This is a genomic window from Huaxiibacter chinensis (assembly GCF_022171985.1).
Classification (GTDB): domain Bacteria; phylum Pseudomonadota; class Gammaproteobacteria; order Enterobacterales; family Enterobacteriaceae; genus Enterobacter; species Enterobacter chinensis_A.
Genome location: NZ_JAJVHF010000017.1, coordinates 1 through 15,584, shown reverse-complemented (window position 1 = coordinate 15,584; position 15,584 = coordinate 1). Strand labels below are relative to the sequence as shown.

The following is a 15,584-nucleotide window of genomic DNA, read 5'->3' as shown; positions in this document are numbered from 1 at the left end:
GATTTATACTCGCAGATCTTTATGAGGGATAAAACCCATTGCGTAAGCAACAATATTACGTGAGTGAGTCCTAACGACAGTTTAAGTCTTGGCTCTATATTTAAGCAGTAAAACATTTAACTGTCTTGGAGTTTACTTAACTTAAAAACTGTTATTGCAGCATAATTTTTCGAATCAAAATCATAGAATTTTCTGACTTTTCCAGTCAAATGATAACGTTCACCCAATAAAATGTGATCCTGTTTATCGGCCGTTAAAGCGATCCCGTCATTTCTAACTTTACCAGTAAATGTAAAAAAATAACTCCCTTTACTTTTTGCGTACGCGGCCCTGACTTCAGTAAATGTTAGTTCAATGCTTATGACCTGGCCGATATTGTAGCTATGTTTTAAAATTTCTTGTTCATTTTCCGGAGTTTCAGACAACATCACATCAAAGGTTGTAAAGAAACAATCCAGCTGGCGTTCTGTCAAAAAACGGTTATTGTCTAGTTGCGCCAATATACTATTAGAAAACTTAGTGTTAGCCTTTTTTGCTTTCTCAATAAGTACGTGGTTTCTGGATTTCCATGCTTCGAGTGTTGGGTTAACACGCAGTTCCGGAATGTTATCGAGAAAGGTAATTGGCTCTAGTACCACTAATTTTTCAATAATGGGTCCAACTGTTTGCACCCCATGACACTTTTCACATACATCAGCCCCTTTGTGGCCTGTGCCCGCACATTCGTTACATTCTCTTTCGATAGGTGCATAATAATTTCCATCTCCGTTAAGGGATACATTCACTGAGGCTGGTACCATATGACCATCAAGAGTAAAGAAAAGAGATTTCATTTTCGAAACACCTCCAAACGTGCCTCTACGATTGCTACAGCTTCTTTCACAGTTTTTTCATAGTGGTCATGCCCTTCAGGAAATTGGTCAAAACGTTTACCGTGTTCTAACTCTTCCATGTTGCGTTTAAGGACTTCATGAGTTAGAAGCAAATCATTATAATTATCGATAAGAGTCAGCTTTATAGGTTTAATCACTCAACTAATCCTCGGTTTTTTATTCCTTAAGGAGATCTCGAATTTCCAGAAGCTCTTCTAATTTTGGTTTAGAAAGAATGATTGCTGTATTTTCGTCGTTAAGTAAAGACAATAAAATATTTAGCTTTTCATCATTCAAGATTATTTGAACACCATCATCAGAAAATATTACATTTTTACTATCAACATTTTTGAACAAGTGTGCACTATCTCTACCAAATTTTAGTTCTGTTTGAGTATTCGTTATAGATTCCGTATGTGTACTTTCCACAAGCTCAAGAAATTCAGATTTTAGCCGTTCTGTTTTCTTATGCGAGAGGCGCTTAATACCCAAAGTCTTACGTGTGACTGCCGAATTTTTCTTTTCTGGTCCGCCTTTATTTAAGGTGTCTGGTCCTGCTCCAGCTGCATTGTGTTCAGGTATGCCTACAATTTTGCTCGTTGTAGTCTCAATATTCTTAACGCCAGGTAAGAAACCTTCTATATGTTTTAAAACCATTTTGTGATCGTTGGAATATTTTAACATTATTTCAATGGCGAGCGTTTTTTTGATTAGATTTAGGCTAATCAAACGTTGAAGCTCTAATGGCATATCAAGGATTTTTAGCATATTACGAATTGCGGTAGTTGATCGTTGATATCGCATTGCTAGTTCTTCAACCGAATACCCGAGACTAACAGCATGAGCTAATGCATGAGCTTGCCCAACCGGATTTAGCCCATTGCTTCTGTTACCATCGAGGTTCTCAAGGTATTCTTCAATTTCGTTTTTATAATCGATTAAGATAACAGATAATTTTGGAATATTAGCACCTTCAGAAATTGCTAATTTTAAGCCATGAAAACGAGTATGACCTTGACGAACTAAATATTTACCTTTTCTTTTTACGACCTTGATCATATCAACCTGCCTTCCTTCCTTAAAGGCTTGTTTGATTGACACAATCATCGATTTGACAGGTTCTTGTTCGTAACACAAATCTCCGATTACCGCCTCTCGGGGATTAAATCCCTTTTCAATTTCAACTAGATTAGTATCCACTTCAATGACTGTATGTTTGCTGTTGTTCATATCTTCCTCCTGTTTACTACATGATACATGAACCTCAAATTTGCCAAATAGGGCTGATACATCTAAAAGGTAAACTCAAAAAATTTGCTTAATAAAATTAAAATAAAAACTGTCTTGAATAAAACAATGATAGTAAACCCACTTTCATTTCCGTTTGCGATCTGTAGATATTGATAAAGGAGCGCTATTCCTTGTTTTATATGGACTTATCATTGTTTTCAACAGGTTAGATCAATTCTTTAGATCACTAAAGATCAATAGAGTTCAAGTAAAGATCACGGCATCTTTAACTCATTGATTATAGTAACTTTATGAAAGGATCCGGCATTCGGATGCATGCGAAAAGCATTTGAATGAATAAGGAAGGCATTTACTGGAATGCTTATGGCATTTAGGTAAATGCGTAAAAAGCATTTGCAAGAATATGTTATAAACAGTTTGCCAAATGAAAATCTTATCACCGACGAGTTAAGTTAATGATTAAAAACAACGAGTTAATCCATCCTTTTGACGTAACCAGTAATGAATCAGGTAAGACTTATCAACTGACGCCTAACTCGTCCAAGTCGGTTCAGCCCGTGGCCCTGCTGAGATTGAGTGTATTTACCCCTGTCGGCACAAAAGAAAACCGCGACCGAAACTTTGAAGTTGATGCCTCTGATGAGCTTTCGTGTATGGAAATTGCAAGATCGGAGGGTTATGACGACATCAAGATAACTGGTGTCAAACTATCTATGTCTACCGACTTTAAGTGCTGGCTCGGGATCATCATGGCTTTCAGTAAATATGGTTTTACTTCCGAGAAGATTAGCCTGACTTTTAACGAGTTTGCGAAGATGTGTGGTATCAGTTCAACAAACATCAACAAACGAACTCGTGCGCGCTTTAAAGAGTCATTAATGAACCTTGCATCGGTAGTGCTTGCCTTCTCAGACTCTCGTAGTGGTCGGTTCACAGTAACGCATCTGGTGCAGAAGGCTATGATTGATCCAAAAAGCGATACTGTTGAGCTGGTTGGGGATCCTTCTATGTGGGAACTGTATCGTTACGACCATAAGACATTGTTAAGCCTTCAGGTTCTATACATTTTGGCTAAAAAAGAAGCTGCGCAATCTCTCTATATTTATTTTGAAGCAATGCCAGCTGGTACGTTGTTCGTTAATATGAAACGGTTGAGGGAAAGGTTGCTTCTTACAACCCCTATTCGTACGCAAAACCAGATAATTCGTAAAGCAATGCGGGAACTTGAATCTATCGGATATCTCGATTATCAAGAAGTTAAGAAAGGTCGCGACATACAATTTCAGATCTTCAAAAGAAGCCCTAAGCTGGCCCTTGCCAAACAAGGTTGAAAGCTATCTGGTATGCACTGGTTATAACCTGCTGAAAAATAAGTTATTTATCAGTGCTATGCTTAGTGCTTCTTTTACTACTGGTCTTACATCTCGGCTTAATGTGCAAAAAAGTAACTTTTCAAACGAACTCCTGACTATTCATCTGTATGCCTTTCTGACTCAAGCGTACATGCTAGCCCATTCATTAAATGCCGTTGAGCAAGATGGTTTCGTGCGCACTCTATTCACGTGAATGCCTTTTGTGGATTACGCCTCTTACATTCATACAAATGCTTTTGATGTCGGTATCCCAAAAATTCATTCATTGAAATGCTTTTGTTTGCCACTGTATCCCGAGCATAGCTATGCAGTGGTATAAAAAGGCATTTTGGTGAATGGCATTAGGTCGAATGACACACAGTTCAGCTTTGTTAAGAGCGAGAATGGTCCAAGACATCTATGACATTGGGCATCAGAAGGACTATGTGCTTGATATGAGATCAAAAAAATATCAGAAGCATCACAACTCCAATGGCATTCAAAGAAATGCCTTTGTTTTGTTAGTACACCAAACAACCCAAAATTCATGCAGTTATATCAAAGACTCATTCGCAAAAGGACTCAGCCAGAAAGCATTTGCTTAAATAGCATTGGCCAAAAGCATTCGAATGAATGATGTTCGTATGGACAAGACAAAGTCCCACTCACGCCCAGAGGTGTAAAAGGCATTTAGATGAATGACGCACCGGCCCGAGGATTGTATGTAGTTTCTCCAACTGATAGTTGCCGAACCAGGGAGCACAGTGATATGCGGCCTTCTCAGAATCAAGAGATAGATAATAAGGGAACAAAAAAGATTAGATATGAAGCTTAGTTACCTGCCCGATATCTAGTTAGAGCTTTTCAAACCATCAAAAGTGACTTTTATGCTTGAGGAGTCTCATCAGCTTCAGGATTGAGCTTAACGTAATCTTACCCCCTCCCCTCTTTCAAACTTTTACTAAGCGTTCACTGGTACCTTTCAAAGATTATGCTTTAGGCCCTTTGCTTAAAAATTCACCAATCGCTAAACGTTAAAAAAAGGGGGTTTATGCGAACGGAAGGATCGGAATAAAAAAGTATTATTCATTCGCGTTTACGTGAACTCAAATCTACACGGAGTAATTATGGAACTTTCTTTAAATATTGGCCTTAGTGAAAAGAAATCTAACACGGCTGCACTTTTTAAAACAAAAAGCGCAAAAGTGATTTTGTTTGTTCTGCTGACCGTGCTTTTTTGCGGTCTGGCATATGCGGGTTCAGATGATGGGGCACTGGGAGATATTTGGTCATACATGAGTGAAAGTATGACTGGAGCTCCGGGCAAAATTCTGGCAGCCGCGATGTTGATCTCAAGCGTATATTTCTCTGTCCTTAAGCCTAACCCGGGCCTGGCACTGGTTTCATTATTCATGATGCTGGTAATGGCCAACGGCGAGAAAATTATCAGCACCTTTATGGATGCTGGCGTACCGCTGTAATTTATTGTTAATCATGCATGAGGGGGTTCATCCCCCTCTCTGGATTTTTAATGAGTAAGCAGAACGACGTTCCTCAGCATACCTATAGATTCCCTTTCAGGATCAACATGCCTCTACTGATTTTGTTTTGGGATGCCAAAAAATTAGGGCTTGCATTCATTCTGGTTGCATTTGGGAATATCTTCGAATGCTTCGGGTTTTCTGTTGTAGCAGCGGTTGTGTATTGGATTGCGTATAACAAAGCAGCTGAGTCAGGAATAAGAGGATTGCTAAAACACAAACTCTGGTGGCTCGGTTTTTTGCCAGGTAAAGCAGTTTTTAGTAGCCGTTATTTCAACGATCCATTTATCAGAGATTTGTATTCTTGATGGAGCTATGAATGAAAATGCTAAGTGGCATTAACATCCCTTTTTTCAAAAAATCTAAAAAGGATGAAAACGGTGATCTTGAACAGTCATACGTAAAGAAAGATGAAAGTGCTAAGGGACGTTTTTTGGACATTAAAAAACGATTTAGCCCACAAGCTGAAGCGTCAGGTGCTGGAATTACATACAGCGCCCTGATTAATCGTGATACAAAACTTATCCGCATTAATACTGTTTCAATAGCCGTCATTGGGTTATTGGTTGCAAAGATTCTTTTTTTCACTGACCCAGTGACGATTGTTACCCCTCCAAACATGAATGAAGAGATCACGGTTGTTGGTAACAAAGCATCGGAATCTTATAAAACACAATGGGCTCTCTTTTTTAGTACCCTTTTAGGGAATATTAATCCAACTAATATTTCCTTTGTGACGGCCTATGTCCTCGATGCCCTTTCACCTGAACTACAGGCTAAAACGAGTGAGTCTTTACAGGAGCAGATAAATATCATGCAGGCTCGTGGTGTTGAGCAGACCTTTAAGCCTAATGATATTTACTTTGATCCAAAAAATGACATGGTCTATGTCTGGGGTACCAAAACGACTCGACTTGTAAATGTTCCGGACAAAACTGAATCATCGAAATGGACTTATGAATGGGTTCTCGGGATGAAAAATGGTCGCCCAAGAATTGCATATGTAAATCAATATTCCGGAACACCGAATATTAAAAAAATTACGATAAACGGCAAAGAGCAACTGGCAACGCTGGATAATCCGCCACCGTCTACAGGTAACAAGTGATGATTAAAAAAAAGGGCTTAGGCTTCAACGCAATTACAGCATTGATCATGCTCACGACTTCGAACTGCGTAATCGCTGAAGAATACCAATTGCCAGCAACAATTAATAACCCGGTTGTAATGCCAGTTGGTGCTGACGGATTTCAGAATGGAGCTGCAAAAGCCATTATTCCGGGTCAAGCTGGTTCTGAACAGTCAGGTGCACAAACAAACCTTAGTGAAGCCGGTAATGCGCAGGGACAAAAACCTACAACTGATCTCCCTACCGTGCAACTTTCCCCAGCCAGCAATGCTTCGCCTGCGGTAAGCGCTATTACTGGAGCATTATCAAATAATCCTAGTCTCCCCGGATTTGACGCACAGACCCGATCTGGTGCAATTGATAGCTATGGGAGACCAACAGGTACCTCTTCCCAGCAGAATGCAACCAATGCGACCGCCACGTCAAAAGCCGATGAACTTTATGTCGAAGCTCGTAACCGATATAAAGAAGTTCAGCGTGTAAATGTGCCGCCTGGTGGGAATGTGGTACTGCCAGTTTCACGAGGACTTCAAAACAGAATATCGACCAGCTTCAAGAATGCTTCTGTCAGTACTTCTACCCCTGCTGAAGAGGCAAGCATATTTGTTAATGGTGGCGATGTCTTTATTTCAACTAATACCGATAAACCAATCGGGATTATGTTGTCTGAAGATCAGGTACCTGAATCGACCTATAACCTGACCCTGGTACCGCTTGATGTTCCCGGTGCGATGATTTCAGTTACTACATCTTTAAGCCCATCTATGCAAGCCAAACGTGAAACCTCATTGGATAAGCAAAACTATGAGGAAATGTTGGCCCGCTCCCAGTCAGAAGAACTGGCTCCAACGGATCCAAAACAAGACGATCATAAACAAAGAATCATTGATTTATTGACTCCTGTGGCTCTTGGTGAGGTCCCTTCAGGATTCAGTTTACAACAGGACCGACTTTCTCGTATTCCTGCGCCAGAGCAGTCACCATGTAACTTTAATATGTATGCAAAGCTCGGTCAGAGACTGGTTGGCTCACGTGAACTTATTGATGTAATTCTTGTGAAAAACGATAAACCATACGGTCAAATCGTTGCTGATCAGCAGTGTATGGCAGAAGGCGTTATTGCAAGTGCTTTATTTGATAAAGCATACCTGCAACCGGGAGAAGAAACAGAGCTTTACATAGTCCGGGATAAATTGTTCAAGGAACGCGAGGCCCGGGTTACAACCAGACCAAGTCTAATCAGAAAATAATATGGGAAAAGTTACTTTGCCTGCTCTGCTTGGGGCCACCGTGATTGGTTTTGTCGTATTTGCTTTAACCAGCTTTTACTACAGGTCAGAATATATACCAAAAAGGAGTGTATTAATCGTTCCGGACGCACCCATTAGTATCGAAGATGGCAGTAACGCTTTTCCCGTTCAGACAGTAATAATGAACGATCCAACTCTTATTGATAAATTTGTAGGAGAGGGCAATATTAATGAGGAGAATGCTTTTGACTATCACAAAAGTAACGTTTTGGAACCTAATTACAAACATGAAATATCTAGAACGAGCCAGATAGATAAAGCTGAAATGAATCATCCATCTGTTCGTGAAAACTGGGCCAGAGCAGGTGAACCCTATATCGTTCCTCAGATGTCTGACAGCGAACGAAATCTAAAAATTAAACGATTCCAGAAACCTACAAGTGGAGCTAATCATGGACATTAAAAAGGCCTGGGAAAATAAGACCGTCAGACTTTCTGTTATTGGCGCTCTGCTGGTAGTGATTGTTTATATTATTAGCCAGTCTATTTTTTCCACACCAGTTAAGAAAGAAAAGAAAACACAGAAAAAAGACATGCAGACCAATTTGTTGTTAGATGATTCGCAAATGAACAAATTGAGTAATGAAGAAAGCCAGAAAGTATATAAAGAAATGGTTAAGCAAAACCGACTTGACCAAAATGCGGCGAAAGAGGACCGCGAAAAAGCAGAAAAAGCCCAACAGGAAACTAAAGCCCAAGTTGCAAGTTTAACTTCTCAACTTCAGCAGCTGTCTCAGCAAATTAATGATATGCAGACAAATCGAAACGGCAATCGTAACTTGGATGCTGGTAGTTCGCGTAAAACGATTAATGAGCAGGCACCGGCAGCTCCTTATCAGCTTAATGCTAATGCGCCGATTAATGGCGTAAACCCTAATTACGCTTCTATCACACCTACGCGTAATAGCCCAATGAGAACAATCACACAAAGTTCCATTAAGACTAATGGTACCGATGGTGTCATTCAGGTTATGCCCGTGTCTGAAAACAGAATCAAGGAAGGCAGAGAGGTCATTGCAGGAGATAAAGCGCCAACTCGGACTGTACGAGGTGATGGTACTGCGCCAGTTGATAGCAAAGCGCGGCATGCTGCCCGAAAAGATGAAATGTTTCTTCCGGCAACATCTATTATCACTGGTGTTCTGATTACCGGGCTTGAAGCGCCTACAAGCCTTTCTTCCAAATCAGAACCAATGCCAGTAACGATGCGTATTAAAAAAGATGTCATCATGCCCAATAATTTCACCATGGATTTGCGTGACTGTAACCTTCTGGGTTCAGCTGTTGGTGATCTGGCGTCACAGCGTGCTTACATACGTGCCACTTCTATCTCTTGTGTTAATTCAAAAGGGAAAGCTTTTGACGTAAAACTGGAAGCATATGCTGTAAGTGAAAATGACGGAAAAAATGGGATCCGAGGCACGCTTATCAGCCGAAATGGTAACGCAATTGCAGGAGCTGCATTTGCCGGTGGACTTTCTTCACTTGCCGGTAGCTTAAGTCCCAGTAAGGTATCTTCACTTAACATCGACCCTAATTCACAGGCTCAGTATCAGTCCCCTAATTTTGGTGCACTTGGGGCATTAGCCGGGGCTGGTGCAGCTCAAGGTGGTCTTAATCGACTCGTCGATTACTACACCGCAATTGCAGAACAACAGTGGCCAATCGTAGAAATTAGCCCTGGCCGAGCTATTACATTTGTCGTTCAGACCGGAACTACAATTCCAACGAATCTGACCAGTCGCTGAGGTTTAAATGGATAGTTTAGAAAAAAAAGAATCGCCTGAATCAGCTGGACCTGAAATCACTAAAAAAATGGTGCGAGAAAGGACAACAAAAAAAATTACCTTCGAAATTGATATTGAAAAAATATTGAAGTATTTATTTTTCTTCGCCTTTGCCGTATTGGTCATTATTTATGGTTATAAAGGCTTTATGAATGTTTACGATTACTTCAATAAACAATCCCAGCCTTCGTACAAGATTGCAGTGCTTGACATGCCTGAATTACGTAAGGAATTTTTCAAGCATCACGGAGGCCGTACTGCTGACAATGATAGATCTCAATTCGAAGAATATTTCAGAACATTAATGAAGATCTACCGTGACCGTGGCTATTTAATTATTGATGCAACGCTTGCCGTTACTGTACCGGATAGTGTTGAAATCGTCACTTATATGGAACTTGAAGATAGCTCTGAAGCGGTACAATCAAGTTCTTATAATGCAAAGAAGTAGAGGGCACCCAATAGTGAAAAAGTTACTTTTCCCTTTAATGGCGGCTTTCGCCATTATGGCGAATACGGTCACTTATGCTTCAGAGCAGGTCCTAACTAATAGTGATGCTGCTGCGTTAATGGCAAAGGCAAAGGAAGGTGGCGTTTCACCCAGTCAGATCTCGGGTGTGTTATCAAAAATGAAAGGATATAAACCTAAGGATGCCATATACATTCCTTCTGGTGGGCTATACCTCTTTCAGGACGAACGTTCGCAGCTAATGGCAGTAACGACCGATGGCCGATACTCCCTTACTGGGGGAAGCCTTGTTGATGTAATTAAACGTAAACCTGTTCTGACTGTAGAAGAAATCAGGAATTCCTATTTTATTAGTCTTGATGAGGCCCCCTTCCCTCTGGAAACTGTAGCGTCCATTCCTCTGGGAAATTCAAAGCTTAAAAGACAAGCAGCCATTTTCATAACACTTGATTGTGACGGTTGCATGGAACTTGTTAAGAAATTCTATGCAGATCGGGACAAGTATCGGATAGATATTGTTTTAGTTCCCTCACCCGGTGAGCCAAAAGAAGAGCTTAGAAGGCTCTGGTGTAGTAAAGAAAAAGGAAAAATAAACAACCTCGATATTCTTCGTTGGCTAATGGGAAGCAAATCCGACATTGAAAAAAGATTGCTCTCTCAAAAAGAAGCAGAAGAATGTCCGGCGGAACCTTTGGTAGCGTCATTGATGCTCGCAGGAATTTATAAATTGCAGGGTGTACCTTCAGTTGTCAGACAGGATGGTTTGGCTGGTAATGGCATTCCAAAAGATTTCGACTACTGGTTGAACCAAAGCGTTGAACCTCTCTTAAAAAATCCATTTGAGACAAATTAAGGCTAGTTTATGAACATCAAAAGATTGGTACTCAGTGCTCTGGTTGTAGGTACATCCTCATATCTTACGGGGTGCTCCATCGGTAGTTCCGAATCCGAATGTCCAGGCATTGAAAAGGGCGTTATCTGTAAAGGTCCTCGCGAAGTTATGGAGTTAACTAATAATCGAGATGATCTGTCTGCACTGGCGGGGGAAGAGTCGGAATCGGGAAAGGAGAAATCGGCTGTCAATGACAGCCGTTATCCAACTGAAATTAGCCCTCCAGGGGAAGTCAAATATCCACAGTCTACTACCCTTAAAAATCAGCCTGTGGCTTATTCAAAAACCGAAATTAAGCCAGTTGGTCAGTTACCTGTCATGTACGATAAAACTTTAAAAATGGGTGCCCCTACTTCATCCATTGGACCACGGCCTATTTCTGGTGTACCGGTTAATTCAAACGTAAGGATGACTAGCAGTTATAGCACTGCCTCTTCAACTGGTAACCCTTTCGTTCATCCGGCTGCGGAAGTCGTTAAACAAACAAGCTATCCGGTTTCTGCTGGAAATGCCCCACGCTACGTTGCACCTAATTCTGATATCAGCCCTGGTAAGGATATGTACTCTCTTTACAATGGCCAGCCCGTTAACCCGACTCTCAACCCTGGGCAGATCCAGCAATACCGTTCGCAAGGTTATAAACAAGCTGTAGTGGCTCCTGAACCACTTGCTGTTCTGCAACAGGGGAAAGTAATGAGAATTACTTTTGCACCTTATACCGATGATAACGATGCGCTTAATCTTCCCGGCTACGTTTATGTCAACGTAAAACCGCAAACATGGATTGCTGGCAAGAATTCGACCTCAAACCCAGCTCGCATAGTTCCTTTAGAAGTACAGGATGCGGCCCGGGAAAATATGCAGCAGCAACAAAAAGCAACTAAAGCTGTCTCTTCGAACGGCATTGTTAGACAACTGTAAGGTCAAATATGGAAGCTATCAATAATTACAATAGCGGTTTAAATCGCCATCAATTAGGTGGGTTTATCCCTGTTTACGATCAATTAGCAGGGACTCACTATTTTTTGATTGATGGCAACAGATTAGGGTTTATGTTTATCTGTAATCCATCCCCTGGAGTTTTTGATAATCAGCAAGATGTTCTTGCTGAAATGTTCAAAATGGATTTCCCTACAGATACTGTCTGTCAAATATCTCTGACTGCATTGCCAGACCTGACTTTACAGCTTAGTGCTTGGTCAGCTGTGCGAGGTGGGCGTATGACTGGGAACGATAAGCTTAAAGCAGATCTGCTTAATGGTTATCAGTTGGACTACTACGACAGAAGTATGCATAAGCCTTTAAAACCTGATCATGATAACCTTATGTTGAGGGATTTTCAGGTATGGATCTCGCTATCGATTCCTTTACAGTCTGCCCTTCCTACCGAGCTGGAACATTCGCGTATCGATTCACTTTACTCTGAACTTGTAAGTAAGTTAATTACGATTGGATTGCATCCGTTTAAGGTCGATGCAGAAAACTGGCTCTATTGTATAGATAAGGTCGTAAACCCCGGAAAGAACTCCCGGTGGGCTGAAGGTTTCATAGACGTTAACACTATGAAAAGGCTTAATGAACAAGTTAACGTTCCCGGCCGTAAGTATACAGTCACAGAAAATCATTTCTCATCAGTCACACAAAGTGACGACGAATCTGAGCATCGTTACTTCAAACAACTTTCCGTTGTAAAGTTTCCTGAATACGTCAATTTCGGTTGTATGTATGAGTTAGTAGTTAACTGGATGCATGGACGTAAGACAATTTTCAGCCCATTTATGATCACTCAGACTGTTCAGTTTGCCGATCCGCTCAAGTTGTCAAAAGAAAACGTCCGCTACAAAGCAATCACTAATAAACAGGCAAGTATACCTTCAGTTGTCACATTCTGCCCTCGCCTGCGGGATATGGATAATGACTACATGGCCGTAACTCGCGAGCTTGAGGATGGCGCAAAGCTTTTAAGAGGGTATCTTACTTTCACTGTTATGGGTAGTAATGCCAATTCTGTGCAGACAGCAGCTAACGATCTCAAATCCTTTTACCTCGAAAGCCGGGTCAAAGTAGCAGATGATTCCTTTATCGTTTTCCCGTCATTTATGTCATGTCTGCCAATGTGCAATGACCCAAAGACAATTTTCGACCTTGACCGTTCCGAAGTAGTGAGCAACACCGGAGCGGCTCATATGACACCGATCTTTGGGCCCTGGAAAGGTAATACAGATAGACCAGTACTGAGTTTAGTTTCTCGTGAAGGTCAACTCATGGGACTTGATATTTTCAAGACTTCTGCAAGCTATAACATGGTTATTGGTGCAACGTCAGGTGCAGGGAAGTCATTCTGGACAGCATATCTAATCAATAACTATCTTGGAGCTGGACCGCGATCTAATAACCTCGTTCATTATCGCTCAACATTTAAGCATTTTTTAGAAAACGAATACCCAGATGATGATCCTGACGGTGCTCAAGTATTTGTTGTGGACGTGGGCCGTTCTTACCAGGGGATTGCGGAACAATATACAAACAGTCAATTTATTGATTTCGGTAAAACCCCTGACTTCACCCTAAATCCCTTTGCCTTCCTAACTGACATCACTGTTAACGACGATGTATTTAACGAAGCACCTGAATTTACCGGTGAATCAACTTCAAACGATGCAGAAAAAGACAAAGTTGCTCAGACCATAATGGTTTTGAATCAGCTAAAAATTATGGCTTCAGAGAAAGGCCTTATCGATGATTATCAACAATCAGTGATGCTTCAGCTTATTGCAGAAGAGTACCAAGAATCCAGAAAATCAGGTCGGACCGGTTCAATAACCGGCTTTGCTCTGCGTTGCAAGAAGCATGAAGACAAACGTATAAAGGATATTGGGGAGCAACTCGGAGCATGGTGCGAAGGTGGAATTTATGGGCACCGGTTTACCGATACGTTGCCTCCAATCAACTTCGACAGCAGATTTATTGTTTTGGAACTGGAGGAGCTAAAAGGCACCCCCCACCTTCAGACAGTTGTATTAATGTCTATCATTCAGGCTGCTCAGCATGCAATGTTCATCAAAAAAGATGGGCGTCGTCGCTTGTTCATCCTTGATGAAGCATGGGAGTACATTCGTCCTGATAATTCATCAGGTGCCGGAAATCAATCAAACCAATTCTTCTCTTCCTTCCTCGAAGCGGCATGGCGTAGGTTCAGGAAAACAAACTGCGCTGGCATCTGTATCACACAGTCGTTTGAAGATTATTTTACTTCTTCTGTTGGCCGGGCCCTGACTGCTAACTCGCCTTGGAAGATAATCATGAAACAAGAAAAAGAAAGCATTGAAGCAATGAAGGCTAATAAATATTTTTCTACTTCAGATGCAGAATATGAACGTATGAAAAATATTCGTACAGTCAAAAAGGTGTTTTCAGAGATGTTAGTCAGGTTCGAAAACTTCCAAGAGATCTGTCGGTTATACGTAGACCGGAAAATGGAGCTTTGTTTTACTACGGATAGTGCTGACAGGAGTAAATTATGGGAAATTCAAAGCCGCGAGAATTGTAGCTATGGCGAGGCAATAGAAATTCTCTATGCTCAAGAAGTAGCAGCGGGTTTGGCCGCGTAGAGTAAATATCTTCAAGCAAAAATAATTAAACCAGATGTCTCATAAGAATCTGGTTTTTTATTGTATGCCTTAAGTAAACAAATGAGGTTGTGACTTAATGAGTTCATCACTGTGCTGCAAATTTTGGTTTTATAATTAATGTGGTGTAAAAACAGTGACATAAATACAAATCGCAGTTAGGTTGTGTACGCATTAAGTAAACAAAATTTATAACTTCAATACTGACATTATAAGATGAAAATCACGTAAATTACATTTTTGTTTACCAAAGGTAATCAAAGTAGCGCGGCATTATTAGTGAAAACAGATCACTGGTGTCATTTTGCATACAAAACTTAATATCCTTTAATCATTCTTCTAAAAGTTTATTATTAACGGTTTGGTTTCTGAAAATTTATCCAATTTGCTCACCGAAGACTTTTAACTTATTTAACCCCCTTTATCGCCAAACTGTGATTTTCTAATGTTAGTCTACAGTTCTAGGGCCCTTGCTCCCATGATGCGAATCCTGCCACCTAATAAAGATTAACGCCTCATTCCTGTATGCCGGTCTTACGACGCCAGTGCACGGACTATTTTTGGTCATCACAAGGACAGGCGGGAGATTTAATCAGGGCGTGGTGTTGCTGAGCAGCAGCTGCGGCACTGTAAGCCGAAGGCGGAATTAACTCCTTTATCACCATCTGGGGACGTCATTATGGGTAGCCCTTTTAACTTACTCAGGACCATTAAGCTAAAATTCCGGATAGCGATTGACGTAAGATTTAGGCTAAGCAGGTAAAGTGATCCCCGCTCCCGGGGTGACAACTTTATACAAAAGGCCGAGCGGAAGATTGTCCTTAGGGAATATTTCTTTAACACAGCACGGGCACTTACTCACGCTGCCGGATTTAACCCCCTTAATCGCCAAACTGGGGTTCTGTCCTCATGCTGGCCTTCAGTTCTGGGCGGGGTTGCTATCACTTGCTCCCTAATGCGAGATGTACCTGCTGATACAGATTAACGTCATATTCCTGCGTGCCGGTCTGCCGACACCAGTGCACGGGCTTTTTTCGGTCATCACATTACCGGGCAGGAGATTTTATCAGGACGTGGTGTGACTGAGCAGCAGCTGGGGCACTGTCATCCGCTTGCAGATTTAACCCCCTTAATCGCCAAACTGGCGTTCAGTCCTGATAGTGTCCTTCCGTCCTGGGCAGGGTTGCTAACACTGGCTCCCTTAATACGAAATGCGCCTGCTGATAAAGATTAAAGTCACATCACTGCATACCGGTTTGCCGACTCCGGTGCATGGCCTTTTCCGATAATCACAAGGACGGACGGGTGATTATATCTGTGCATAGTATGTCTGAGCAGCATCAGAAGGCACT

At 41.4% G+C, this 15,584-nt stretch carries 14 protein-coding genes; 11 read left to right on the top strand and 3 right to left on the bottom strand.

The window, feature by feature from the left end:
- Positions 1-116 precede the first annotated feature (116 nt).
- The 3 genes from LZP96_RS21800 to LZP96_RS21790 are packed head-to-tail and all read right to left on the bottom strand — an operon-like array spanning position 117 to position 2,102.
- Entirely contained in the window at positions 117-833 is a 717-nt protein-coding gene (locus LZP96_RS21800; RefSeq protein ID WP_000838219.1) for a DnaJ-like cysteine-rich domain-containing protein, read from the bottom strand.
- Complete coding sequence (locus LZP96_RS21795) at positions 830-1,030, bottom strand: hypothetical protein (RefSeq protein WP_000594930.1); 201 nt, start codon at positions 1,028-1,030, stop codon at positions 830-832. Before LZP96_RS21795 ends, LZP96_RS21800 begins: the two co-directional genes overlap by 4 nt.
- A gap of 19 nt (positions 1,031-1,049) precedes the next feature.
- Entirely contained in the window at positions 1,050-2,102 is a 1,053-nt protein-coding gene (locus LZP96_RS21790; protein WP_001065778.1) for a ParB-like helix-turn-helix domain-containing protein, read from the bottom strand.
- Positions 2,103-2,578: 476 nt separating this feature from the next.
- Between LZP96_RS21790 and LZP96_RS21785 the strand changes: the two genes are divergently transcribed.
- The 11 genes from LZP96_RS21785 to LZP96_RS21735 all read left to right on the top strand — a co-directional run bounded on the left by LZP96_RS21785 (position 2,579) and on the right by LZP96_RS21735 (position 14,214).
- A complete protein-coding gene (locus tag LZP96_RS21785) occupies positions 2,579-3,454 on the top strand; it encodes a RepB family plasmid replication initiator protein (protein WP_000594611.1) in 876 nt (291 codons plus the stop codon).
- A gap of 1,148 nt (positions 3,455-4,602) precedes the next feature.
- The gene (locus tag LZP96_RS21780) at positions 4,603-4,956 is read left to right on the top strand and encodes a hypothetical protein (protein WP_000423602.1); all 354 of its coding nucleotides are present in this window, start codon (positions 4,603-4,605) and stop codon (positions 4,954-4,956) included.
- Between the two features lie 17 nt (positions 4,957-4,973).
- Positions 4,974-5,324 (top strand): type IV conjugative transfer system protein TraL, encoded by a 351-nt coding sequence (locus LZP96_RS21775; protein ID WP_001447770.1) that lies wholly within the window; start codon positions 4,974-4,976, stop codon positions 5,322-5,324.
- 11 nt (positions 5,325-5,335) lie between these two features.
- The gene (locus LZP96_RS21770; protein ID WP_000783153.1) at positions 5,336-6,124 is read left to right on the top strand and encodes a TraE/TraK family type IV conjugative transfer system protein; all 789 of its coding nucleotides are present in this window, start codon (positions 5,336-5,338) and stop codon (positions 6,122-6,124) included.
- Entirely contained in the window at positions 6,124-7,395 is a 1,272-nt protein-coding gene (locus LZP96_RS21765; protein ID WP_000592092.1) for a TraK domain-containing protein, read from the top strand. Before LZP96_RS21770 ends, LZP96_RS21765 begins: the two co-directional genes overlap by 1 nt.
- A gap of 1 nt (position 7,396) precedes the next feature.
- Complete coding sequence (gene htdO, locus LZP96_RS21760) at positions 7,397-7,858, top strand: plasmid transfer protein HtdO (RefSeq protein WP_000521242.1); 462 nt, start codon at positions 7,397-7,399, stop codon at positions 7,856-7,858.
- Positions 7,848-9,203, top strand: a complete 1,356-nt coding sequence (trhB, locus tag LZP96_RS21755; RefSeq protein ID WP_000351841.1) for an IncHI-type conjugal transfer protein TrhB — start codon at positions 7,848-7,850, stop codon at positions 9,201-9,203. The genes htdO and trhB overlap by 11 nt, the downstream gene beginning before the upstream one ends.
- 7 nt (positions 9,204-9,210) lie before the next feature.
- On the top strand, positions 9,211-9,693 hold the full coding sequence (locus tag LZP96_RS21750; RefSeq protein WP_000377632.1) for a hypothetical protein: 483 nt from the start codon (positions 9,211-9,213) through the stop codon (positions 9,691-9,693).
- Between the two features lie 118 nt (positions 9,694-9,811).
- Positions 9,812-10,564: a protein-disulfide isomerase HtdT gene (gene htdT / locus LZP96_RS21745; protein ID WP_182911723.1), complete on the top strand. Its 753-nt coding sequence runs from the start codon at positions 9,812-9,814 to the stop codon at positions 10,562-10,564.
- Positions 10,565-10,573: 9 nt separating this feature from the next.
- Positions 10,574-11,524 (top strand): IncHI-type conjugal transfer lipoprotein TrhV, encoded by a 951-nt coding sequence (gene trhV / locus LZP96_RS21740; RefSeq protein WP_001022588.1) that lies wholly within the window; start codon positions 10,574-10,576, stop codon positions 11,522-11,524.
- 8 nt (positions 11,525-11,532) lie between these two features.
- Complete coding sequence (locus LZP96_RS21735) at positions 11,533-14,214, top strand: TraC family protein (RefSeq protein ID WP_000387412.1); 2,682 nt, start codon at positions 11,533-11,535, stop codon at positions 14,212-14,214.
- Positions 14,215-15,584 lie beyond the last annotated feature (1,370 nt).